17 protein-coding genes are annotated in these 22,132 nt (G+C 65.6%); 6 read left to right on the top strand and 11 right to left on the bottom strand.

Annotated elements, in window-relative coordinates:
• Nucleotide 1: 1 nt before the first annotated feature.
• Nucleotides 2–727 carry a hypothetical protein gene (locus ACIGJC_RS20175; RefSeq protein WP_483713916.1) on the top strand — a complete coding sequence of 242 codons (726 nt, stop codon included), beginning with the start codon at nucleotides 2–4 and terminating at the stop codon, nucleotides 725–727.
• Between the two features lie 57 nt (nucleotides 728–784).
• Here ACIGJC_RS20175 and ACIGJC_RS20170 read toward each other — a convergent pair whose 3' ends face one another.
• The 6 genes from ACIGJC_RS20170 to ACIGJC_RS20145 form a co-directional block, all read right to left on the bottom strand.
• Entirely contained in the window at nucleotides 785–1,549 is a 765-nt protein-coding gene (locus ACIGJC_RS20170) for a fumarylacetoacetate hydrolase family protein (RefSeq protein ID WP_483713915.1), read from the bottom strand.
• A gap of 58 nt (nucleotides 1,550–1,607) precedes the next feature.
• Nucleotides 1,608–2,249: an aspartate/glutamate racemase family protein gene (locus tag ACIGJC_RS20165; RefSeq protein WP_483713914.1), complete on the bottom strand. Its 642-nt coding sequence runs from the start codon at nucleotides 2,247–2,249 to the stop codon at nucleotides 1,608–1,610.
• 13 nt (nucleotides 2,250–2,262) lie between these two features.
• Nucleotides 2,263–3,711 carry an MFS transporter gene (locus ACIGJC_RS20160; RefSeq protein ID WP_483713913.1) on the bottom strand — a complete coding sequence of 483 codons (1,449 nt, stop codon included), beginning with the start codon at nucleotides 3,709–3,711 and terminating at the stop codon, nucleotides 2,263–2,265.
• A 119-nt stretch (nucleotides 3,712–3,830) separates the two neighbouring features.
• Nucleotides 3,831–5,330 (bottom strand): amidase family protein, encoded by a 1,500-nt coding sequence (locus ACIGJC_RS20155; protein ID WP_483713912.1) that lies wholly within the window; start codon nucleotides 5,328–5,330, stop codon nucleotides 3,831–3,833.
• Nucleotides 5,331–5,408: 78 nt separating this feature from the next.
• Complete coding sequence (locus ACIGJC_RS20150; RefSeq protein WP_483713911.1) at nucleotides 5,409–6,713, bottom strand: MFS transporter; 1,305 nt, start codon at nucleotides 6,711–6,713, stop codon at nucleotides 5,409–5,411.
• Nucleotides 6,714–6,916: 203 nt separating this feature from the next.
• Complete coding sequence (locus tag ACIGJC_RS20145) at nucleotides 6,917–8,137, bottom strand: pyridoxal-phosphate-dependent aminotransferase family protein (RefSeq protein ID WP_483713910.1); 1,221 nt, start codon at nucleotides 8,135–8,137, stop codon at nucleotides 6,917–6,919.
• 181 nt (nucleotides 8,138–8,318) lie between these two features.
• Here ACIGJC_RS20145 and ACIGJC_RS20140 point away from each other — a divergent pair, with 181 nt between their 5' ends.
• From ACIGJC_RS20140 to ACIGJC_RS20120, 5 genes are all read left to right on the top strand, one after another.
• Complete coding sequence (locus ACIGJC_RS20140; protein WP_483713909.1) at nucleotides 8,319–9,056, top strand: GntR family transcriptional regulator; 738 nt, start codon at nucleotides 8,319–8,321, stop codon at nucleotides 9,054–9,056.
• Nucleotides 9,057–9,367: 311 nt separating this feature from the next.
• Nucleotides 9,368–10,300 (top strand): histone deacetylase family protein, encoded by a 933-nt coding sequence (locus ACIGJC_RS20135; protein ID WP_483713908.1) that lies wholly within the window; start codon nucleotides 9,368–9,370, stop codon nucleotides 10,298–10,300.
• Nucleotides 10,301–10,492: 192 nt separating this feature from the next.
• Nucleotides 10,493–12,232 (top strand): gamma-glutamyltransferase, encoded by a 1,740-nt coding sequence (gene ggt / locus ACIGJC_RS20130; protein ID WP_483713907.1) that lies wholly within the window; start codon nucleotides 10,493–10,495, stop codon nucleotides 12,230–12,232.
• Nucleotides 12,233–12,519: 287 nt separating this feature from the next.
• Entirely contained in the window at nucleotides 12,520–14,019 is a 1,500-nt protein-coding gene (locus ACIGJC_RS20125) for an ATPase domain-containing protein (protein ID WP_483713906.1), read from the top strand.
• Nucleotides 14,012–16,477, top strand: coding sequence for a response regulator (locus ACIGJC_RS20120; protein ID WP_483713905.1), 2,466 nt, complete (start codon nucleotides 14,012–14,014; stop codon nucleotides 16,475–16,477). The genes ACIGJC_RS20125 and ACIGJC_RS20120 overlap by 8 nt, the downstream gene beginning before the upstream one ends.
• Nucleotides 16,478–16,609: 132 nt before the next feature.
• Here the strand turns inward: ACIGJC_RS20120 and ACIGJC_RS20115 are convergent, their stop codons facing one another.
• The 5 genes from ACIGJC_RS20115 to ACIGJC_RS20095 all read right to left on the bottom strand — a co-directional run bounded on the left by ACIGJC_RS20115 (nucleotide 16,610) and on the right by ACIGJC_RS20095 (nucleotide 21,702).
• Nucleotides 16,610–16,744 (bottom strand): hypothetical protein, encoded by a 135-nt coding sequence (locus ACIGJC_RS20115; protein WP_483713903.1) that lies wholly within the window; start codon nucleotides 16,742–16,744, stop codon nucleotides 16,610–16,612.
• Nucleotides 16,745–16,944: 200 nt separating this feature from the next.
• Nucleotides 16,945–17,238, bottom strand: coding sequence for a hypothetical protein (locus ACIGJC_RS20110; RefSeq protein ID WP_483713902.1), 294 nt, complete (start codon nucleotides 17,236–17,238; stop codon nucleotides 16,945–16,947).
• A 242-nt stretch (nucleotides 17,239–17,480) separates the two neighbouring features.
• Entirely contained in the window at nucleotides 17,481–19,847 is a 2,367-nt protein-coding gene (locus ACIGJC_RS20105) for a DNA polymerase II (RefSeq protein ID WP_483713901.1), read from the bottom strand.
• A gap of 61 nt (nucleotides 19,848–19,908) precedes the next feature.
• Nucleotides 19,909–20,997, bottom strand: a complete 1,089-nt coding sequence (locus ACIGJC_RS20100; protein ID WP_483713900.1) for a helix-turn-helix transcriptional regulator — start codon at nucleotides 20,995–20,997, stop codon at nucleotides 19,909–19,911.
• A gap of 315 nt (nucleotides 20,998–21,312) precedes the next feature.
• Nucleotides 21,313–21,702, bottom strand: a complete 390-nt coding sequence (locus ACIGJC_RS20095; protein WP_483713899.1) for a hypothetical protein — start codon at nucleotides 21,700–21,702, stop codon at nucleotides 21,313–21,315.
• Nucleotides 21,703–22,132 lie beyond the last annotated feature (430 nt).

Here is a 22,132-nt window from a genome sequence, read left to right as displayed (position 1 = left end):
CGTGCCATCGCGCGCCCCGGACATCCTGACGTCCTTCTTCTGGCGTGGCGACGCCCTCGGAAGCCGGAGCGTGAGCGATATCGTGCTGTCCGGCACCCTCGACATACCGGCGCCGCCGCCGCGGCTGCTAGGGGATTGGGCACGGGAAATCTCGCGCCACCTGACGCTGGACGCGGGCGATGTCGAAGTCATGCCGCTTGCCCGCGCGCGGGCACGCTGGCCCGAATACGCGCACTGCGTGCAGGCGGTGTCCGACTGGACGGAGCAGCTTGGGCTGCCCGGCGTACTGGTCGCCAGCGACGTTGCCCTGATGGTTTGCCGCGGCGCCAGGTATCACCATGACGGCGAGCAGTATGGCGGCGCGGCCTTCTGCAATCTCTTCCTGAGCGAGGACAAGGGGCAGGACGTACATTTCCCGTCACTGGACCTGCGCATCCCGCTGCGCCGCGGCACGGCGCTGGTCTTCGACACCTGCCAGCCGCATGGCGTGATCCGGCGCGGCAGCACGGGCTTTGACGAGGCCGACTTCCCGGACGGGCAGGACTGCACCCAGTTGTTCCTGACGTGGGAGCTTCCCGTCGAGGACCTCCGCGTTGCGCGCGCGCTCGACATCGCCTTCGATATCGCCCCGTCGACGGCGGCAACAGTGCGCGAAGAGCAAGTCTGGCTCCATGGCGAACGCGTCGGCGTCCGCCCGGAGTGCGGTCAGTGGCGCCCGGCGGACTAGGCAAGCCGGACATTCAACAAAAGCCTTGCGGCCCTGGCAGGAGGCCGGCCCTCCCGCTCAGAACTGGATCGACGCGTGCCCGATGCCATCGAACTCGACCGTCACCAGGTCGCCGGCCGCGGCGGGCAGGATCCCCACCCATGTTCCGGTCGTGACCACCGTCCCGGCCTCCACACGCTCCCCATGGCGCGTAGCGTGGCGCAGCCAGGCCGCGAGCCCGTAGGCCGGATCGCCCAGCGCATGGGTGCCTTTGCGCTCGAAGCTTTGCGCGCCGATCCGGACATGGCAGTGTTGCGCGGACCAGTCGATCGGGGCGTAAGGACGCCACGTGCCGAGTACGAGCGCGCCATGCGCCTGCAGGTCGGCAAGCTTCAGCAATGACGGCGCATCGGTGTATTGCTGCCAGCGCGAATCCACGACTTCGATGGACACCGCCATGCCGTCCACGAAGCTGGCCGCGCTGTCGCTGTCGAATGCGGCGGCGTCTTCCGCGCTGACCGGGCGGCCGAGACGCAGGGCGATCTCGGCCTCGATGCCGCGCCAGTTGAAATGCCGGTTGCCCGCGTTGGCGGGGCTGGTCCAGACGCCGTCGGCGGGCAGTTGCGCATGCGTCAACCGCGCCTCCCGCGAAGGCCCGCCTGACTTCCAGTAACCGGGGCCGTCGGCATGCCAGCCCAGCGATGCGGCCACTGCCGACTGCACGGCATAGGCGTCCTCCGGGCTAGCCAGCGCCGTGGCGAAGGCCTGGGCGTCGGCGCAGCGCTGTTCGCGCCGCGCCTGGATCAGGGTCTGGGCGACTGCATCGATCTGGGTTGCGTTCATGCCAGGGAGTACTCCTTGATGGAAAGGGATTAAGGAAGGGATTAAGGAAAACGGCCGCTCAGTCGCGGCCCAGCGCGCGCAGGATGGCGCCGCACGCCGCCGGAACGGGCCCGATCACCGGAATGGCGAACTGCTCGCCCAGCGCCTGCGCCGCGCGGCCGAGCGGTCCGCCGCCGATGACCACGGCGCGTGCGCCGTCGAGCTCCACGCAGGCCTGCACGGCGGCCGCCAGCGCGGCTTCCAGTGCCGCGGGGTCCTGGCCGAGCCGCCAGGGATCGCCCGGCGTCAGGCGCACGCCGCTAAAGGCCGCTTCCAGCCCCAACTGCCGGACCTTGCCTTCGATCGACGCGGCCAGCGCCGGCGTGGTCGTGGCGATGCCGAAGCGGCCATGCTGCGCCGCCTCCCGCATGGCCGCCTCGCCGATGCCAACCACCGGCACCGCCAGCCGGCGCCGCAGCAACGCGGCGCCGGGATCGCCAAAGGCAGCCACGATGACACCACAGGCGTCGCCTGCGTCCAGCGTGCCAACCACGTCCGCGGCCGTGTGCAGGTCGGCTTCGCCCACGATCATGGGCACCCCGCTTGGCGCGGTCAGGCCACGGACTTCGGCCCGTCCGTCGAGACTCGCACGCGCAATCTCCAGCATCATCTGCGTGGTCGCCTGCGACGTATTCGGGTTGATCAGCAGGATATGGGGCATTTCATCGAGGGGTTCAGGATTGGCCGGCGCTGGCGGTACGCGTGTCGACGGCCAGCCGCGGCTCGTCTTCGGCCTCGGGCTCGCCCATCGGCCGGCCAAACGTCTCCGGCGCGAACTGTACGCTCACGGCGAACACCGCGTACATAGCGGCCAGCATGCTGAACATGCCGCCCACGCCGTAGGTTTCAAACACGCGCCCGCTCACCAGCGGCGTCAGCGCGCCAGCCAGTGTACCGAGCGCCAGGATCAGCGAGGTGCCGAAGGCGCGGACGTCGGTCGGATACTGCTCCGGCGCAAAGATCCAGATCGAGGTATTCAGCAGCACCACGCAGAACGTGAAGCAGGCCCCGAACAACAGCACCAGCCCTACGTTGAACGTCAGGAAGCCGAAGCTGAGACCCGCAGCGCACGCCAGCCCGGCGCCCATGGTCAGCACGCGCTTGCGTGGAAAGTGATAGCCGCAATACGAAGCCGCCAGCGCGCCGAACAGGCTGCCGCTTTGCATCACCATCGTGAACAGCAAACTCTTGGAGATGGTGTAGCCCTGCGACATCAGGATGGTGGGCATCAGCGTCAGCACGGAGATCTGCGCGCCATAGGTCATCGACACCGCGATACCGAGCGCGATCGTGCGCCGGCCCAACCGGCCCTGGAACACGTCGCGCAGCCGCACACGCGCCCGGGGCGAGTCGTCCCGGACGGCTTCCTTGATGTATTGCGTCGGCTCGCCGCGCAGCTTTCCCAGCCGCCCGGAGGCAAGGCCGGAGAGCACGACGTTCGCCTCATCGACACGCCCCTTGGACAGCAGGAAGCGCGGCGTCTCCGGGATGAAGCGGCGGTAGAACACGACGAAGATGGCCGGCGCCACCAGGCAGCCAAACAGCCAGCGCCAGCTGTCCGGTCCCGGGAACAGCGCGAACACAGCCAGACCGAAGGCAGGCGCCAGCATATTGCCCAGCCCGCCGCTGCCCACGCTGACCATGCCGACCGCGGTGCCACGGAAGCGCGTGGAGCACAACTCGGCAAGGATCGTCACGGCGACCGAGATTTCACCACCGAGCCCGATGCCGACAATGAACCGGCCCGCCGCCAGCACCGTGTAGTTCGGCGCCAGCGCGCAGATGATCGCGCCCAGCGTGAACAGCAGCAGGTTCACGTTCAGCATCGTGCGACGGCCGTAGCTGTCCGCGATATAGCCGGACGCCACGCGCCCCAGCGCGGCCGCGCTGAAGGTCAGCGTATTGAGAAAGCCGATATGCGCGACCGATATGCCCCATTGCTCGCGCAGGATGGGGCCGACCAGGCCCACGGCGTTCTGCTCGAAGACATCGAACATCACGCCCAGCATGATCAGGAAGATGATTTTCTTGTGTGCGGCGGTAACGCCGATGCCATCCATTGCCCGGTCGAGTTCGTGCTGCTGGGGGGAACGCGACGATTGAACATTCACTTCTGCGCCCATGTTGTCTCCTCCTCGAATTGAGGTCAGTCACGGTGTATCCGCAAACCTGTTGCCGGCATCGTTGGCCGGTCTTGGCAGAGCAGCAAAGAAAGTGCGCCTGCGGCGCCGCGGTATCCGCGTTATGTCAGCGCCGGCACGCAGTCAGGTGGCCGTCGTGCGCCGATGGCCTGCTCGGCCGCATAGGCTAGTCGCAAAAGCACGCTTTCGGAGAACGGCCGGCCGAAGAACTCCAGCCCGACCGGAACGCCATGCGGCGCATTGGCGTCCGGCTCGGAAAAGCCCCCCGGTATGACGATGGCCGGGAAGCCCGTGGCCGAGGCCAGCACGCCATTGCGCTCGGCCTGGGCCTCGCCCACGGGCGCGACCAGGCGGCGCTGGTGCGGAAACGCCAGCGCATCGAGACGGTGCATCGCCATCAATCCGAGGATGCGATCGCGCAAGGCTTGCTGGCGCTGCAGACGCTCGCGGTACTCGCTCTCGTTGCCTGCCAGCGCCACGGCGTTCTTCAGCGTGCCGGCGACGCCGGGATGCACGGTCCCGCAAGCGATCATGTCTGCCGTCGAGCGGACCGGCACGGCGGACGGCACTTTGGCGAGGTAGGCGTCCAGATCGGCCCGCATTTCGTACAGGTGCACCAGCGTGTCGGCCAGCAGCGTGTCGGGATGGATCGGCTCGTCGATCTCGACCAGTTCGGCGCCGCGGGCCTCTATGGTGGCCAGCGCGGGTTGCATGACGGCATTGACCGCGCCATGCTCCGCCCCATCGCCAAAGAAAGAGCGCAGCACGCCGATGCGTGCGCCTTTGAGGCCATCGCGGTCAAGCCCATCGGTGTAGCTTCGCGGGAGATGCGCAGTCGCCTGGCTGGTCACCGGGTCGGCCGGATCGTGGCCGGCAATGACGTCGAGCAGCAGCGCGGCATCGGCCACGGTGCGCGTGAGCGGACCGATGGTGTCCTGCGTCAGCCCGCACGGGACCAGTCCGCTGCGGCTGACCAACCCCATGGTCGGGCGCAGGCCGACAAGGTTGTTCGCCGACGCCGGCGAGCGGACCGAGTTGATGCCATCCGTGCCGATGCCCAGCAGCCCGAAGCTGGCCGCGATGGCGGCGCCTGTGCCGCCGCTGGAGCCACCGGGCGTGCGCGTCAGGTCATAGGGGTTCAGGGTCTGCCCGCCCAGCGTGCTGACGGTCTCGCCGCCCGAGGCCAGCTCGTGCAGGTTGGTCTTGGCCAGCACGATGGCGCCGGCCTCGCGCAGGCGGCGCACGATAAAGGCATCCTCCCGCGCCACGTTGCCCTGCAGGCAACGGGCGCCCGCCGTCGTCTCGACGCCGGCGCATTCGATGTTGTCCTTGATCAGCACGGGGATGCCATGCAAAGGCGCAAGCGGCGCCGACGGGCTTGCCGCGGCCTGCGCATCGAGCTGCTCGGCTTCCGCCAGCGCCTGCGGATTGAGCTGCAGCACGCTGTGGATGCGCGGGCCGCGTTTGTCATAGGCCGTAATCCGGTCCAGATAGCCCTGCACCAGCTGGCGCGCGGTGAGCCGGCCTTCGCGCATGGCGGCATGCACGCCGGACACGGTGGCCTCCATGACGCTGGTGCCGGATTCGAGGTTGGATTCCATGTTTGCTTTCCTTGCACCCGACGCGCAGGCGCCGGGTGGTTGAGTCGTTGGGGAGCGGCATGCCGCCCCCCTGATGCGCTACCGGTTGACCAGCTTTGCCGGCAAGGTCCAGATAAGAAATGCGCCGAGAATAAGCATGCCCGCGATCATGTAGTACGCGCTGCTGCTGCTCTGGGTCAGGTCACGGAGATACCCGATCATGTAGCCGCTGGTAAAGCCGGCCAGGTTGCCGATCGAGTTGCTCATGGCGATCGCCGTGGCCGCTGCCGCGCCGCTGAGGAACGCCGTGGGCAGTGACCAGAACAGCGGCGAACAGGTCAGGATGCCGGCCGCGGCAATCGACAGGAACACCAGCGAGAGCGCCGTGCTGTGCATGATCCAGGGCAGCGCCAGGAAACCGATGGCGCCCATCATGCACGGCACGATCAGGTGCCAGCGCCGTTCGCGGTGCTTGTCGGCGCTCTTGGCGAAGAAGTACATGGTGATGATCGCCGCAATATACGGGATCGCGCTGAGCAGCCCGATCTGTATCGGGTCGGAGACGCCTGTCGACTTGATGAACGTCGGCAGCCACAGCGTGATGCCGTACTGGCCGGTGACGTAGCAGAAGCAGATCAGGCTGATCAGCCAGACACGCGGGTCGGTGAAGACATTGCCTACGCGCGCCACGGGGCCCGCCGCCTTGTTGTCCTCCGCCTTGGCCCGTTCGAGCACCTGCTTCTCGTCGTCACTGAGCCATTTGGCCTTGGCGATGGAGCTGTCCAGGTACCAGAAGCACGTCAGGCCGAGCAGCACCGCGGGCACGGCTTCGATGAAGAACATCCACTGCCACCCCGCCCAGCCCGCGATGCCGCCCATGCTGCCCATCAGGAAGCCGGACAGCGGGTTGCCGATGATGCCCGACAGCGACGAGCCCATGCAGTAGATTGCCATGATCTTGGCGCGGCGGTGCGAAGGGTACCAGCACGTCAGGTAGTACACGATGCCGGGCGTAAAGCCCGCTTCCGCCAGGCCCAGCAGGAAACGCAGGGTATAGAAGGCGGTCGGTGTCTCCACGAACACGAAGCATGCCGACAGCAAACCCCAGGTGACCATGATGCGGCCGATCCAGACCTTGGCGCCGAAGCGGTGTAGCGCCAGGTTGCTGGGGATTTCGAAGAGAAAATATCCGATGAAGAAAATGCCGGCGCCAAGGCCGTAGACGGTTTCGCTGAAGCCAAGGTCCTGCGACATCTGGAGCTTGGCAAAGCCGACGTTGACTCGGTCGAGATAGGCAATCAGGAAGCAAAGCATGAGGAACGGCACGAGGCGCCAGCTTACCTTGCGATAAACGGCGTCTTCGTACGAACTCACCTTTGCCCCGGCCTGCAGGGTAGTTTCCACAGCGTCTCCTTTTGCATTGTCAGGTACGTCAGTGCTGCTGCGCCGATCCTGATTCGATCAGTGCTGTGTGGAACAAGCCTGTACCGCCGGAGCCGGCGACCGCGCGCGTGCCGACCTGCTGGCGACCGGCTCGCTGCAAGGCCCTCCCCGGCCTTGCGATGCGAACCGGTGCGCGCCGCGGCCTCCTGCCCCGGCGGCCCGCGTCAGGCGGCGGCCCTCAGAGGCAAGGGGCACGCGTGGGCGGCGAGATAGTCCATGGCCGCGGCAACGCCGCTGGCGGCCAGCGGAACGCCCGACAGCTTCAACCCCATCTCGCAGCCGGACAGCGTGGCCATGAGCGTGAGATCGTTGCAGTCGCCGAGATGGCCGATGCGGAACATGCGGCCCTTCATCTTGCCCAGCGCCGCGCCGAGCGACATGTTGAAGCGGTCATAGATGATCCGGCGCACGGCGTCCGCGTCGATGCCGTCGGGCATCATCACGCCGGTCAGTACCGGGCTGTAGACCGACGGGTCCGCGCACTGGATCTCCAGCCCCCACGCGCGCACCGCGCGCCGGCAGGCTTCCGCCAGGCGCTGGTGGCGCGCGAAGACGTTGTCGAGTCCCTCTTCCAGGATCATGTCCAGCGCTTCCGACAGGCCATAGAGCAGGTTCGTGCTCGGCGTGTACGGCCAGTAGCCGGTCTGGTTCATGGCGATGATTTCTTCCCAGTCCCAGAAGCTGCGCGGCAGGCGCGCCGTCTTGGCGACTTCGATGGCCTTGGGCGACACGGCGTTGAAGCTGATGCCCGGCGGCAGCATCAGACCCTTCTGCGAGCCCGAGACCGTCACGTCCACGCCCCACTCGTCATGGCGATAGTCGGCCGAGGCCAGCCCTGAGATCGTGTCGACCATCAGCAGGGCCGGATGCCCCGCCGCGTCGATGGCCTTGCGCACGGCGGCGATATCGGACGTGACGCCGGTCGAGGTCTCGTTGTGCACCACGCACACGGCCTTGATGGCATGACCGCTGTCCTGGCGCAGGCGCGCCTCGATCATGTCTGCCTGCACGCCGCGTCGCCAGCCCTCGATGCCCGGCAGAGCGAGGAATTCCGGGCGCAGGCCGAGCTTCTCGGCCATCTTCTTCCAGAGCGTCGCGAAGTGGCCGGTCTCGAACATGAGCACGGTATCGCCCGGGCTCAGCGTATTGGACAGCGCGGCTTCCCAGGCGCCCGTCCCGGAAGCCGGATAGATCACGACCGGCTGCTCCGTCTTGAAGATCTGGCGGATGCCGGCCAGCACCTTCATCCCCAGCGCCCCGAACTCGGGACCGCGGTGGTCAATGGTCGGGTAGCTGATGGCGCGCAGGATGCGGTCCGGCACCGGGCTCGGTCCGGGGATCTGCAGGAAATGACGGCCAGCGGGATGGAAGTCCAGTTTCAGCATTTACTCCTCCTGTTGAATTTTGCATTCAAAATACTTTAGCAGGCGGAGCCGATAAAGAAAGGGGGCGGCAACAACAAAAATGCGCAGTGTTTACCCCGATCCATCAAGGACTTGCGTCTTGTCGGCAGTGTGCTAGGCGTCTGATAGAATCGCGAGGAAACCGACCCTCGTTGGACTTTGCATGCAAGATCCCATTTCTTCCGGCGAAACTTCGTTCGCGTCCGTGCTCCCCAAGGTTGAGCGGCAGCGCCTGCATGACACCGTGGTGGGCCACCTGCGCAACTTCATCGTGGAGGGCGTGCTGAAGGCCGGCACCAAGCTCAACGAGCGCGAGCTGTGCGAAACGCTTGGCATTTCGCGCACCCCGCTGCGCGAGGCGTTCAAGGTGCTGGCGGCCGAAGGGCTGATCGACATCTCGCCTAATCGCGGCGCCACGGTCGCCAGCCTCTCTGCGACGGAGATCCTGGATACGTTCGAGCTGATGAGCGGCCTGGAAGCGATGTCGGGTGAACTGGCCTGCGAACGCATCACGCCGGTGGATCTTGCGGAGATCAAGGCCCTGCACTACGCCATGCTGGCGTGCCGCGCGCAGGACGACCTGTCGGGCTATTACCAATACAACCGCCAAATCCACGACCGCATCAACCTGGCCGCGCGCAACAGCGCGCTGCGCCAGACCTACCTGGCCGTGAATCGCAGGCTGCAGGCCTTGCGGTTCCGTTCGAACTTCCAGAAATCGAAGTGGGACAGCGCGATCCACGACCACGACGAGATGCTGGTGGCGCTGGAAGCGCGCGACGGCAAGCGCCTGGCAGCAATCCTGCGCCAGCATCTGCTCGACAAGCGCGACGCGGTGCTGAACCTGCAGGCGGCCGAGGCGGAAGCGGCGGACGCGGCCTCAGCGGGATCCCGCGACTGAGATTCAGCGCCGCCGGCCAAGCATGCCCGAGCCCGTCAGGCCACGCCATCCGACGATGAAGGGGATGTTGCGGGTCAAGTAGGTCACCGCAACCCCGTTTGCCGAACGGACCGTCCGCGGTCAGTCCGCGCCCCGGCGCCAACGGGGCGCCCCTTTGACCAGCAGATGGCAGGCAGGGCCAGCGTCAGGACACGTTTCGACGCCGGGCCACCTGATATATCACATATCTGATAGGATGCCCGTGAGATCCACGCAACCGGCGGCGCGCGGTTCAGGGGATGTCGCCGGTTGAAAACCGAGTCCAGCCGAACATGACAACGACGATTGTTTACACCCACGCCGCCTGTCTCGAACACCGGCCGGGGCCGCACCATCCGGAGTCGCCAGAACGCCTGAAAGCCGTCGTACAGGCGTTGCGAACGCCCGAGTTCGCTGCGCTGGCATGGCGCGATGCGCCGATGGGCACCGTCGAGCATCTGCAACTGATCCACGATTCGCACTACATCGACGAGATCGCGCAAAGTGCCCCCTCGCGGGGATACGTGCCGCTGGACGCGGGCGACACCGTCATGTCGCCGGGCTCGTGGGAGGCCGTCATGCGCTGCGTCGGGGCGGCTTGCGCGGGGGTCGACGCGGTGATGGACGGCCAGGCGCGCAACGTGTTCTGCGCGACGCGGCCGTGTGGCCATCACGCTGAACCGGCGAAGGCGATGGGCTTCTGCATTTTCAACCAGGCCGCCATCGCGGCGGCCTACGCCTTTGAGGTGCACAAACTCGAGCGCGTCGCCGTGGTCGATTTCGATGTGCATCACGGCAACGGCACCCAGGCGGCCTTCTTCAACCGCCCCGAGCTGTTCTACGCCTCCAGCCACCAGTCCCCCTTCTATCCAGGCACGGGAGCCCGGTCCGAGACAGGGGTGAACCACAATATCGTCAACATCCCGTTGCCGCGCGGCTGTGAGCCGGCGCAGTTTCGTGCCGCGATTTCGGCCCTGCTGCTTCCCGCGCTAAGGGCGTTCGCCCCCGACATCGTCATTGTCTCCGCTGGCTTCGACGCGCATCGCCTGGATCCGCTCGCCGGCATGAACCTGGAGGACAGCGACTTCCACTGGATCACCCGGGAACTGATGCAGATTGCCGACGAAACATGCAACGGCCGCATCGTGTCGATCCTGGAAGGCGGCTACAGCCTGGACGCATTGGCCACGAGTACGGCGGCGCATGTCAGCGCGCTGATGGCGTAAAGGTGTTGGGCGGCAGCGCGCCTTTATGAGAAGATTTGTGCGCCACAAGCGCCACGAAACATAACCGGCTGCCGCATTGCAGCCGATTCTTTTCATACGTGCCAACACAAAACCACAGGCACGGTTATTCATTGGCGTCTTGGGCAATGTCGTCAGCACGGTTCGCTTACGCAGCATTTACCAGGAGACTCCATGAATCCGAAGCCAGGCTTGCGGTGGTTCACCGCCGCGATTGCATCCCTCTGTCTGACGACCAGCTTCGCGCCGTCATCGTACGCGGCTTCCGTGGCGCCGGTCGCCGCCGAGAACGGCATGGTCGTCACCGCGCAGCACCTGGCTACCCGAGTCGGCGTCGATGTGCTGAAGCGCGGTGGCAATGCGGTCGACGCCGCCGTGGCGGTGGGTTATGCGCTGGCCGTGGTGTATCCGGCCGCGGGCAACCTCGGTGGCGGCGGATTCATGACCATCCAGCTGGCCGATGGCCGCAAGACATTCCTTGACTTCCGGGAGGTCGCGCCCAAGGGTGCGACGGCGAACATGTACCTGGACAAGGACGGCAACGTGATCAAGGGCGCCTCCACCAAGGGACATCTGGCCGTGGGCGTGCCCGGCACCGTGTCAGGCATGGAGTACGCGCGCCGCAAGTATGGAACGATGAAGCGCGCCGACCTGATCGCGCCGGCCATCAAGTTCGCGGAGAACGGCTTCACGCTCCAGCAGGGCGACGTGGATATGCTGCTCACCGCAACCAAGGACTTCGAGCAAGACCCGGCTTCCGGCGCAATCTTCCTGAACAAGGGCCAACCGTTCCAGGTGGGCCAGAAGCTGGTTCAACGCGACCTGGCCAAGACGCTGCGTGCGATCAGCAACGGGGGCACCGAAGGCTTCTACCAGGGCTGGGTAGGGAAGGCGATCGTTGCCTCCAGCCAGGCTGGAAAGGGCCTGATCACGCAGGCGGATCTCGATGATTACAAGACGCGCGAACTGGCACCGGTCGAGTGCGATTACCGTGGCTATCACGTCGTGTCGGCGCCGCCGCCCAGCTCGGGCGGCGTGGTCATCTGCGAGATGCTGAACATCCTGGAAGGCTACCCGCTCAAGGACCTGGGCTACCACTCCGCGCAGGCGGTGCACTACCAGATCGAAGCCATGCGCCACGCCTATGTCGACCGCAACAGCTACCTGGGCGATCCTGACTTCGTAAAGAACCCGCTGGACCGCCTGCTGGACAAGAACTACGCGGCGAGGATTCGCGCGGCGATCGACCCGAAGAAGGCAGGCGTTTCGAAGGACATCAAGCCCGGCGTGGCGCCGCATGAAGGCAGCAACACCACGCACTACTCGATCGCAGACAAGGACGGCAACGCCGTTTCCGTCACGTACACGCTCAACGACTGGTTTGGCGCGAAAGTGACGGCGGCTACGACGGGCGTGGTCCTGAACGATGAGATGGACGACTTTACCGCCAAGGTCGGCGTGCCGAACCTGTACGGCCTGGTCCAGGGCGAGGCCAATTCCATTGCCCCGGGCAAGCGCCCGCTCTCGTCGATGAGCCCGACCATCGTCACCAAGGACGGCAAGCCGGTGATGGTGGTGGGCACGCCAGGCGGCAGCCGCATCATCACAGCGGTACTGCTGACCATGATCAACGCCATCGACTACAACATGAACGTGCAGGAAGCCGTGGACATGCCGCGCTTCCATCAGCAATGGCTGCCGGACCTGACCAATGTGGAGGACTACACATTGTCCCCGGATACGCGCAAGATCCTGGAAGACATGGGGCATCGCTTCGGCCCGCCACAGCCTGCCAACCACCTGGCGGCCATCATCGTCGGCGCACCGGCTCTCGGTGGCAAGCCGGTCGGGAACAACCGGTTCTATGGCGCCAATGACCCGCGCCGCAACACCGGGCTGGCCGCCGGTTATTGATTCGGCATTGCACGCTGGACGCCCTCTGGGCGGACAGCAGGCAGGCGGCGCGAGACCAGTCGGCTCGCGCCGTTTGCTTTTTCAGCGTGGCGGGATCGGCCTGCCGTCACGGGCAACAATGCGCATTCCGCCTGAGTGGCCCATAAGGCTGCCCTCCTCCGCCGGCTCACGTGACGCTTTGATCCCCTTCTCTCCCATGGCAAGCAAACCGCGTGCAACCTGGGATAAGGTATTGGTGCGAAGGCGGACGTCGGCATTATTATTCTGAGATATACGTGGAGTCGCCAATGGATCACAAGATTGTCGCGTCGAAGGCTTCGACCGGGATACCCGGTCTCGACGAAATTCTTGGCGGCGGATTTTCCCGCGGACATGCGTTCCTGCTGGAGGGAAGTCCCGGCACGGGCAAGACGACGATCGGCCTGCAGTTCCTGCTCGCAGAACCGAACGACGCGGCGCTGTACCTTACGTTGTCGGAAACCGAACTGGAATTGCGGGAAGGCGCAAGTTCGCACGGATGGCTGCTCGGCGACAACATCACGATCTTCGAACTGGTTCCGCCAGAAAGCCTGTTAAGTGCGGAGCAGCAGCAGAGCCTGCTTCATTCGTATGATCTCGAACTTGGCGAGACCACCAGGCAGATATTCGAAGCCTTCGAGAAGGTGCGCCCCGCAAGGGTGGTGCTGGACAGTTTGTCGGAGATACGGCTGCTGGCACAGAGTTCCCTGCGCTACCGCCGACAGATCCTGGCCCTCAAGCATTACTTTTCACGTCAGGGCGCAACCGTCCTGCTGCTTGACGACCTGACCGCCGAGTCGATGGACAAGACGGTCCACAGCGTTGCGCACGGGGTCGTCAATCTCGAACAGCTGGCCCCGGAGTACGGATCCGAACGCCGGCGCTTGCGCGTCTCGAAATATCGCGGCCAGGCATTCCGCGGGGGCTATCACGATTTCACCATCCGGTCCGGAGGCGTCACGGTTTTTCCGCGTCTTGTCGCCGCAGAACATCGCACCGAGTTCGCGCGCACGCAGATGAAGTCCGATATACCGGAGCTGGATGCCTTGCTGGGCGGAGGCCTGGAACAAGGCTCCAGCGCGCTGATCCTTGGGCCGGCAGGCACCGGCAAGAGTACCTTCGTGTTCCAGTTTATTGCGGCCGCCGTTCGCCGCGGCGAGCGCGCGGCCGTCTTTGTATTCGATGAAGAGCTTGGCCTGCTGTTCGAGCGCACCCGCGCCGTGGGTATCGACCTGCAAAGCATGCAGGCGTCGGGCGCACTGCATATCGAGCAACTCGACGCGGCCGAGCTTTCCCCCGGCGAGTTCACCCATCGCGTGCGGGAGCGGGTGGATTTTGCGCATGCGAAAGCCGTGGCCATCGACAGCCTTAACGGCTACCAGGCTGCGATGCCCGAGGAACGCGCGCTCGTCCTGCACATACACGAGCTCCTGCAGTACCTGAACCGGCAAGGCGCCACGACGTTCCTCACGGTGGCGCAACACGGCCTGGTCGGGGACATGAAAGCCCCGGTCGACGTCACCTACCTGGCCGACACGGTCATCCTGCTTCGCTACTTCGAAGCCTTCGGGAAGGTGCGCCGCGCCGTGTCCGTGGTCAAGAAGCGCGCCGGCGCCCACGAATCCACGATTCGCGAGTTTGGCATCGGCGCCGCGGGGCTGCACCTGGGCAGTCCGCTGGAGCACTTCCATGGCGTGCTGAGCGGGGTGCCAAGCTTCATCGGCGAGCGCGGACCTCTGCTAGCGACGGAGCGGGAACGCAATGCCTGACGGGTCGCAAACCGTGCATCGCGCGTTGGTCGTGGCGCCGCTGGGTCGCGATGGCGCCATCCTGCTTTCGCTACTGCATGACGTGGGCGTCAGCGCGCAGTCGCTCCCCGACCTGGCGTCCTGTGAAAGCCATCTCGATGACGACGTGTGCTTTTGCGTCATTACCGAAGAAGCCCTCCTTCAATCGCCGCATCGTGGCCCGCTGCGATGGCTGGCCGCTCAACCGAGCTGGTCGGACCTGCCGTTCATCGTACTGGCCCATTCGCAAGGCAGCGCGCATCGCATCGACATTGCGTCCCATATCTGCACCCTGCTCGGCAACGTGACATTCGTCGAGCGCCCCTTCCATCCAACGACCTTTGTGAGCGTCGCGCGCACCGCGGTGAAGACGCGTCTGCGCCAATACGAGGCGCGCGCCCGTATTGAAGAACTGAAGGAGGGCGAGCAGCGCTTGCGCACCGCGCTCTCGGCGGGACAACTGGGATCCTGGGAACTTGACCTGGAACGTTGGACGCTGACGGCTTCCGATGTCTGCAAGGCCATGTTCGGACGTTCCCCGGCGTCCCCGTTTCGCTACCCGGACTTGCTGGCGAGCGTCCATGCGGAAGACCGTCCGGCGATGCAGGCCGCCGTCCGAAAGAGTGTGGAGACCGGGGCCGAGTATTCGACCGAGCATCGGGTCGTGTGGCCGGATGGATCGATCCATTGGGTCGAGATGCGCGCGAGGCGCGTGCAGACCGCCACGGCGACGGGCCAATCCTATCGGCTGGTGGGCGTCTCGCGCGACATCACCAGCAGCAAGACCGCGCAGCAGACCCTCAAGCTGCTGAACAGCAGCCTGGAAGCCCGTGTGGCGGAGCGCACGGCTGCGCTCGAGCAAGCGCACAAGAAAATCCTGGAGGAAATTGCCCAGCGCGAACGAACGGAGGAATTGCTGCGGCAATCCCAGAAAATGGAAATGCTGGGACAGCTGACCGGCGGTATTGCGCATGACTTCAACAATCTGCTGATGGCAGTGCTCGGCAACCTGGAGCTGCTTCGCAAGCAGGTTCCGGCGAATGCCCGCGTGACGCGCCTGATCGACGGCGCGATTCACGGCACGAACCGCGGTGCCGCGCTGACCCAGCGCTTGCTGGCGTTCGCCCGGCGGCAAGACCTGACCATCGGGCCCGTTGACGTCGGGAAACTCCTTGGCGGCATGCATGCGCTGATCGAGCGTTCGGCCGGCCCCGGCATCGAACTGGTCACGGCGCTATCGCCAGACATGCCCATGGCATTGGTCGACGCGAATCAACTGGAGCTGGCCATTCTCAACCTGGTCGTCAACGCGCGCGACGCCATGCCCCGCGGCGGCATGCTGACGATCCGTTCGACGGTCGTAGATGCGCCCGCGGCGGCCGATCTTGCTGCCGGAAGATATATTTGCCTGAGCGTCACCGACAACGGCGCGGGCATGGACGCCGCCACGCTGGCGCGGGCCACCGAACCTTTCTTTTCGACCAAGGAGATCGGCAAGGGAACCGGCCTGGGACTCTCCATGGTCCATGGGCTCGCGCGGCAGCTGAAAGGCACGCTACGCCTCAGGAGCGAACCGGGACGGGGAACCAGCGCCGAATTGTGGTTGCCCGTGACGGACAAGGCCGAGAGCCTTGCGACGGTCGCGGAGGCTGCCGGGGACACGCAGGGCGTGAAAGGCCTGACGATCCTCGTCGTCGACGACGACCCGCTGGTGTGTGCGAGCACCGCCGCCCTGCTGGAAGACCTTGGACACGTCGTCATCGAGGCGGAAACGGGTGCGCAGGCGATCGATATCCTGCGTGAAGGCAATCCCGTCGATCTCCTCATCACGGACTATTCGATGCCCGGCATGACCGGTGTCGAGTTGGTCAGGGCCGCCCGGGAGCTATCACCGGGCTTGCCGGCATTTCTTGCGACCGGCTATGCAGAAGCACTGGCCGACACCGCGCCGGAGCTGCCGAAACTGCGAAAGCCTTATCGGCAATCTCAGGTCGCTGCCCAGATCGCGGAGCTCTTCGGGTCTCGCGCGCAGGCGGTCTCTCGGGCGGTCTCTTCTACGGACGGGAAGCGGCGCTCAATCATTCTCGTGGTCGACGATGACCGCATCGTCCGCGAAAGCACGGCCGCGATGCTGGAGGACCTTGGATTCGACACGATCGAAATGGAATCCGGCGAGGAGGCGCTCGACCTCTTGCGCACCGGCCACACCGTGGACCTGATCATCGCGGACTACTCGATGGGCGGGATGACCGGCACCGAACTGGCGCGATCGGCCAGGACCATCCTCTCCGACTTGCCAGTACTGATTACGACCGGCTACGCAGACATACCCGTTCACAAGGATGACGCCAAGCTGCCGATGCTGCGCAAACCCTATGGCCCGTCGCAGGTCATGGGAGAGATCGAAAAAATTCTCGGCTCGCGCCGGCCGCTTGCGTGATCGGCCGGCAACGGCGCCATGATGGCCCGCCGGCGCACGCCACTTCACAAACGGTTACAACCCCGCACGCGTGGAACCCCTATGCTCTCGTCCGCAAGCGGCCAGCGGTGGCCAATGCATGACGGAGCGAACTCAATGGGCAGGATCGGGGTACTGGGCCTGGTGGCGTCTGCAGCGACGCTGTTGTGTGCTGGCGGGAATGCCTTCGGCCAGCAGGTCGTGGGCGGCATGGGCGAGCCGGTTCATGTCGGCGCGTTCGGTACGCATGCCGATAGCCCACTGGCGGTCCGCAATCCGGGGACAAGACCATCGGCCAGGGCGCGGCGCCCACGCAATACCGGGATGACGGGCGCGCCTGCGCGGCAAGCGACACCTACCTTGCCGGGAAGGCATCTGCGCTAGCCAGGGACGGCGCGAAGCCGTCGCAGGCAGCTGCCGATGCCCTCGCGATGCATCAAGCCGCGGGTTTAGCCGTGGTGGTCTTCGTCGTGGTGGTCGTGATGACTGTCATGGTGGTGGTGATGATGGTGGCGGTTCCACTCGTCACGTTCCCACCAGCGATGACCATCCCAATAGCGGTCGCCGTGCCAGCCCGCGCGCGTGCCGGCCGCAATCGTGGCGGGCCGCGCGTGGTCGACCGGAGCCGGCTGGACATAGACCGGCGCGCCCCGTTCATCCACATACTCGCGCGCCAGCGCAGTCGTGGTGGCGGCCGCGGCAAGCACCCCTAGGGTCAGGCAAGCAGCGTAGCGTCGGATCATGATTTACCTCCTTAGAAGACGAACCAGTATCTTCAATCTACGGCGCAAACCCCGCCCGCCATCTGCCATGGCGGCTGAAAGCCTTGTCGGTGCCTGTCCGATATCGCGACACGCAGTCGAGCCCGCTGCGAAAACGCATGCACATTTTTCCGATTCGCCGGGCGGGCGCTGGTTGAAGGGATTCATCGCTACAACCAAAGTGCCCCCCGCAACGCCTGGGGCAAGCACCGCGCTCTTGTTGCCTACCCGGGAAACAGCGCCATCTGCCCGGTCAGCAGCGTCTCGAAATCATCATCGAGGAACGGCAGGATCGCGTCGGCAATCGGCTGAAGCTGCCTGGCGACGTAGTGGCTGTAGTCGATCGGCGCCGCGCGCGCTTCGAGCGGCTCCGGCCCGGCTGTGGTCATCACATAGCTGATCCAGCCGCCACGCTGGTATTGCAGCGGGCGGCCGTGGCGTTCGTTATAGGCATCGGCCATGCGCGCGGCGCGCACGTGCGGCGGCACATTGCGCTGGTAGTCGTCGAGCCTGCGGCGCAGGCGCTTGCGATAGACCAGCTGCTCGTCAAGCTCGCCGGCCAGCGTGCGGCGCACGATGTCCCGCACATAGTCCTGGTAGGGCTCGCGGTTGAAGATCTTTTCATAGAGCGTCTGCTGGAACTGCTGGGCGAGCGGCGACCAGTCCGTGCGCACGGTCTCCAGCCCCTTGAACACCATCTCCGCCCGGCCATCCGGCCGCTGCACCTGCCCTGCATAACGCTTCTTGCTACCCAGGTCCGTGCCGCGGATCGTCGGCATCAGGAAGCGCCGGTAGTGGGTTTCGAACTGCAGTTCCAGCGCGCTGTCCAGGCCATGGGCCTGCGCGAGGTGCTCGCGCCACCAGTCGTTGACGTGGGCGACCAGGCTGCGGCCGATCTGTGCGGCGTCGGCCTCGGTGCGCGCGCGGCGCAGCCAGACGAAGGTGGAATCCGTGTCGCCATAGATGACCTCGTAGCCGCGGGCCTCGATCAGCGCCCGGGTCTGCTGCATGATCTCGTGCCCGCGCATCGTGATCGACGAGGCAAGCCGCGGGTCGAAGAAGCGGCAGCCGCTCGACCCGAGCACGCCATAGAACGCGTTCATGATGATCTTGAGCGCTTGCGAGAGCGGCTTGTTGCCGTCACGCTTGGCGATGTCCCGGCCTTGCCAGACCCTGGAGACGATTGCCGGCAGGCAGTGCTTCGTGCGGGAAAAGCGCGCGCCCCGGAATCCGGCCACGGAGTCGGCATCATCCGGATGCGCCAGCCCCTCCACCAGCCCGACCGGGTCGATCAGGAAGGTGCGGATGATGGACGGATAGAGGCTCTTGTAGTCCAGCACCAGCACCGATTCATACAGGCCGGGGCGCGAATCCATGACAAAGCCGCCGGGACTGGCCTCCGGCGCCTTCTCGCCGAGGTTGGGCGCTACATAGCCCTGGCGGTGCATCAGCGGCATGTACAGGTGCGTGAAGGCCGCCACCGACCCGCCGCTGCGGTCCACCGGCAGGCCGGTCACGGTGGCGCGCTCCAGCAGGAACGTCAGCAGCTCCGTCTGCGCGAAGATCCGCGTCACCAGTTCGCAGTCGCGCAGGTTGTAGCGCGCCAGGGCCGGCTTGTCGTGCTCGAACATGCGGTCGATGGCGTCCATGCGGTCATAGGGGTTGTCGATCGCCTTGCCTTCGCCAAGCAGCGACTGTGCCACCGATTCGAGGCTGAACGACGGAAAGCTCCAGGTTGCGGAGCGCAGCGCCTCGATGCCGTCGATGATCAGGCGCCCGGCGGCGCCCGCGAAATAATGCTGCTGGCTGGTGTGTTCGCGCCATTCCATTTCCGCGCCGCCACGGCCAAGGCGCAGGGGAATCTTCAACTGGCGCGCATGTTCCTGCAACACGCGCAGATCGAACTGGACCAGGTTCCAGCCGATGATCGCGTCGGGGTCGTGGCGGGCCACCCACTCGTTCAGCCTTTCGAGCAGGACCTGCCTTGTGGCGCAATATTCGAGCGAGAAATCGACCTCCGCGGGGGCCGGCGGTGCCGCGCCCAGCATGTAGACTTGGCGCTGGCCGCAGCCTTCCAGCGCAATCGAATAGAGATCGCCGAACGCGTTGGTTTCGATGTCGAGCGAGACCAGGCGCAGCGTCGGCCGGTAGTCCGGCGCGGGCTTCATCTGCGCGTTGCGCAGCACGCCGCTGCTGTCGGCTTCGCCGGCGTAGGACACCGGCGCTGTGATGAAGCGCTCCATCAGGTAGCGCTCATGCGGACGGATATCGGCTTCGTAGACATCCACGCCGGCGTCGCGCAGCGCACGGCTGTGCTGGCCCAGTTGCCGGTACTGGCGGCAGTAAAGGCCCAGGACGGGCCTGCGCTGGAAATCCCGGAGACCGAGCGTGCGCAGCTCGGCCTGGCCGTCGCCGTGCAGCATCGCCTCGGCGCGCTCGCGCTGCGCCTCGGGGACGAACGCAATGGCCGGCTGCGGCGGCAGGCGCAGCAGGCGCGGTCCGTCGTCGGTCGCCAGCCAGAACTCGACCTCCGTTCCAGCCGGCGTATCCCGCCAATGTCGGGTCAGGATAAAACCCTGTTGAAGTGCCACGCCGCAAACCTTAAGAACCGCTCCGGGCAGGATTCTAGCGGAGAGCCGGACCCGGAACCGATCAGGCGCGGAACAGCATCGCCAGCCGCACCAGGTCGACGACGCGGCTGCACTGCATCTTGGCCTTCAGGCTGGCAATCTGCTTGCGGACGGTGTGCTCGGAAACCGAGTTCGCCACCGCGACCTCCTGCGGCGTGCATCCACCTACCAGTGCGGCCAGCACGCGCGCCTCGGCCCGGGTAATGCCGAACTCCGCGACAAGGCAGGACAGGTCAAGCGCCTGGCCCGCGGTGTTCCGGCGCAACCGGACCAGTGCCAGCGGCTCGCCGACCAACTGCAGCGTGGCCGGAGCAGGCGCGATATCAAGCGAAAGCGAATCTCCCGACGACAGCGCGACCGACGCGTGCGTGCGTGAGCGGGTCCGCATGGCCAGGCGCAGCTGCTCGAGGACCTGCGCACCGACCGCGCCGTTCGGATGCGCCAGGCGCCCGTGCCGGATGGTCAGCCCCTGCCGGCTGTCGAACAGCGCGCCACACGACGGCGACATCCGCACCACCGTGCCGCCCTGCGACACCAGGCATACGGCCTCGCCAAAGGCGCCGAACGTCTCTTCCAGAACGTCGATGCTCTGCGCAATCAGGGCTTGCTTGGTAGCCAGCGCCGCCCGGAACGCACGGACATACGTGCCGATGTCGCCACGGCTCAAGCGCTCGCGCGCGCCCGTCTCGACCGACGCCCGCTGGAAGCTCATGGCGGTCAGGCGCGCGCCATTGCGCTCGAGCAGCAGCGCCAGGATCTGGCGCTGGCCGTTGGGTCGCAGGTAATCGTTGTGGAACGCCGAACGCAGCAGCGTCGCGCGCGGAATGGCCTCGTTGCTGTCGATCCAGGCGCCCACGTCCTGGTTCGCGGCCACATGCGTCAGCAAGTCGTGCCTGTGGAAATGTTCTTCGTATGCCTTCAGCGTGGCGTCGGCCAGCCCGACATGGCTGACATGCATGAGATCGCGGACCCCATCGACCATGAGGAACGAGCCGGAATCGGCGCCGATCAGGTCGCGGGTGGCCGTCAGGATATCGGCCCACGGCGGCGCGGCCTCAGCAATGCAGGCCACCGCCTCCATGGCCCGGTGAAAATGGATAGACGAAGGCACGTAATCCCCCCCTGTGCCTGATGAATCATTTGTTTGCCTGATCGCAATGGTCGTCAGGCTATGTTCTGGTGATTGGCCGCATTGTGGTGCGGCTGGCGTAGCGTAGCAGAGGCGCCGGGGGGAGGCGCTAAGCACTATCACCTAAGAGCGAGTTTGGAAAACAGTGCGTCGAGGCACCAAGGCCTTCGGCGGCGATCTCCTGCTGCGCGGCGCGCCGCATTGGCGACCAGAACCTGCCCTGGGAAGAGCTTTTTGGCTTCGGCGACATAGCGCTGGTAATCGTCGCGCCGGAAGACTCCGGCAACCGCATGGTGCCTAGCCCTCGCAACGGAACGTTCCGCCGTTCCAGGCGACGTTGCCGTTTCCGGCCTTGATGTTGCCGGGGCTCTCGCACGCCGCCCATTCCGCGGAAGCCTTCTTGAGCGTGACGATTTCCCTCCTGCCGGGAGCGATCGGGCCAGCGCCACAGCCAGTCATGCAATTGCCCTGGTCGAACCACTCCACGAACACACGGAATGGACAGTGATTCTCGAACACCGCCCTATCCTTGACCCTTGTCCCGTCGAGCGTCACACACGAATTGGCCAGCCGGTAGGTCTTCCCCGGCGTACTGGTATCCGTGCCACCGGTTGCCGTGCCGCCAATTGCCGTGCCACCGGTTATCGTGCCGCCGCAACCGCTCAACGAAATGGTCAGCAGTGCCACGCAAGCGATCCTGTTCATGGTAATACCCTCCCGTGTCCCGCGAGCAATGCCGCCTGAATGTGCCCGGCAGGCGGCTCCAGATAAACGGCAGATCAGGGCGACCACATGGGCGACGGACGTTCGCCTGGCAGCCGTGCGCTCTCAAGCGTAGAAAATCATTCCAGGCGTCGCGTCATCGGAACCGATGACAAAAGGAAGGCTGCTGAGCGAAAGCTCATCGGCAGAAGTGCTACTTCGGAGCCAGGGCGCAGAGGTGGTGACAAATCTTGTCACTTCCTGGATCGACGAGTGGCAAAATTTGTCCCGCCATCCCATCAAGACCCAGCGTCAATGCAGCAAGCGAGGGTCGTCAGCCAACTTGAGCGCTTATGTGGTCGTGAACTCGATGCTGACGTCTTTGGACTCGCCAATTCCACGCGGTACGGCCAGT

Source organism: Cupriavidus sp. C3SS-1 (genome assembly GCF_057073755.1).
The sequence above is the reverse complement of the archived record's forward strand: the minus strand, read 5'-3'. Positions and strand labels throughout refer to the sequence as shown.

Excerpts from the sequence above, each read along its gene's own strand:
- ACIGJC_RS20120 (WP_483713905.1), top strand. The coding sequence starts at position 14,012 with ATGCCTGACGGGTCGCAAACCGTGCATCGCGCGTTGGTCGTGGCGCCG.
- ACIGJC_RS20110 (WP_483713902.1), bottom strand. The coding sequence starts at position 17,238 with ATGATCCGACGCTACGCTGCTTGCCTGACCCTAGGGGTGCTTGCCGCG.
- ACIGJC_RS20135 (WP_483713908.1), top strand. The coding sequence starts at position 9,368 with ATGACAACGACGATTGTTTACACCCACGCCGCCTGTCTCGAACACCGG.
- ACIGJC_RS20115 (WP_483713903.1), bottom strand. The coding sequence starts at position 16,744 with ATGCGTACCGAACGCGCCGACATGAACCGGCTCGCCCATGCCGCCCAC.
- ACIGJC_RS20125 (WP_483713906.1), top strand. The coding sequence starts at position 12,520 with ATGGATCACAAGATTGTCGCGTCGAAGGCTTCGACCGGGATACCCGGT.
- ACIGJC_RS20140 (WP_483713909.1), top strand. The coding sequence starts at position 8,319 with ATGCAAGATCCCATTTCTTCCGGCGAAACTTCGTTCGCGTCCGTGCTC.
- ggt (WP_483713907.1), top strand. The coding sequence starts at position 10,493 with ATGAATCCGAAGCCAGGCTTGCGGTGGTTCACCGCCGCGATTGCATCC.
- ACIGJC_RS20165 (WP_483713914.1), bottom strand. The coding sequence starts at position 2,249 with ATGCCCCATATCCTGCTGATCAACCCGAATACGTCGCAGGCGACCACG.
- ACIGJC_RS20170 (WP_483713915.1), bottom strand. The coding sequence starts at position 1,549 with ATGAACGCAACCCAGATCGATGCAGTCGCCCAGACCCTGATCCAGGCG.
- ACIGJC_RS20155 (WP_483713912.1), bottom strand. The coding sequence starts at position 5,330 with ATGGAATCCAACCTCGAATCCGGCACCAGCGTCATGGAGGCCACCGTG.
- ACIGJC_RS20160 (WP_483713913.1), bottom strand. The coding sequence starts at position 3,711 with ATGGGCGCAGAAGTGAATGTTCAATCGTCGCGTTCCCCCCAGCAGCAC.
- ACIGJC_RS20145 (WP_483713910.1), bottom strand. The coding sequence starts at position 8,137 with ATGCTGAAACTGGACTTCCATCCCGCTGGCCGTCATTTCCTGCAGATC.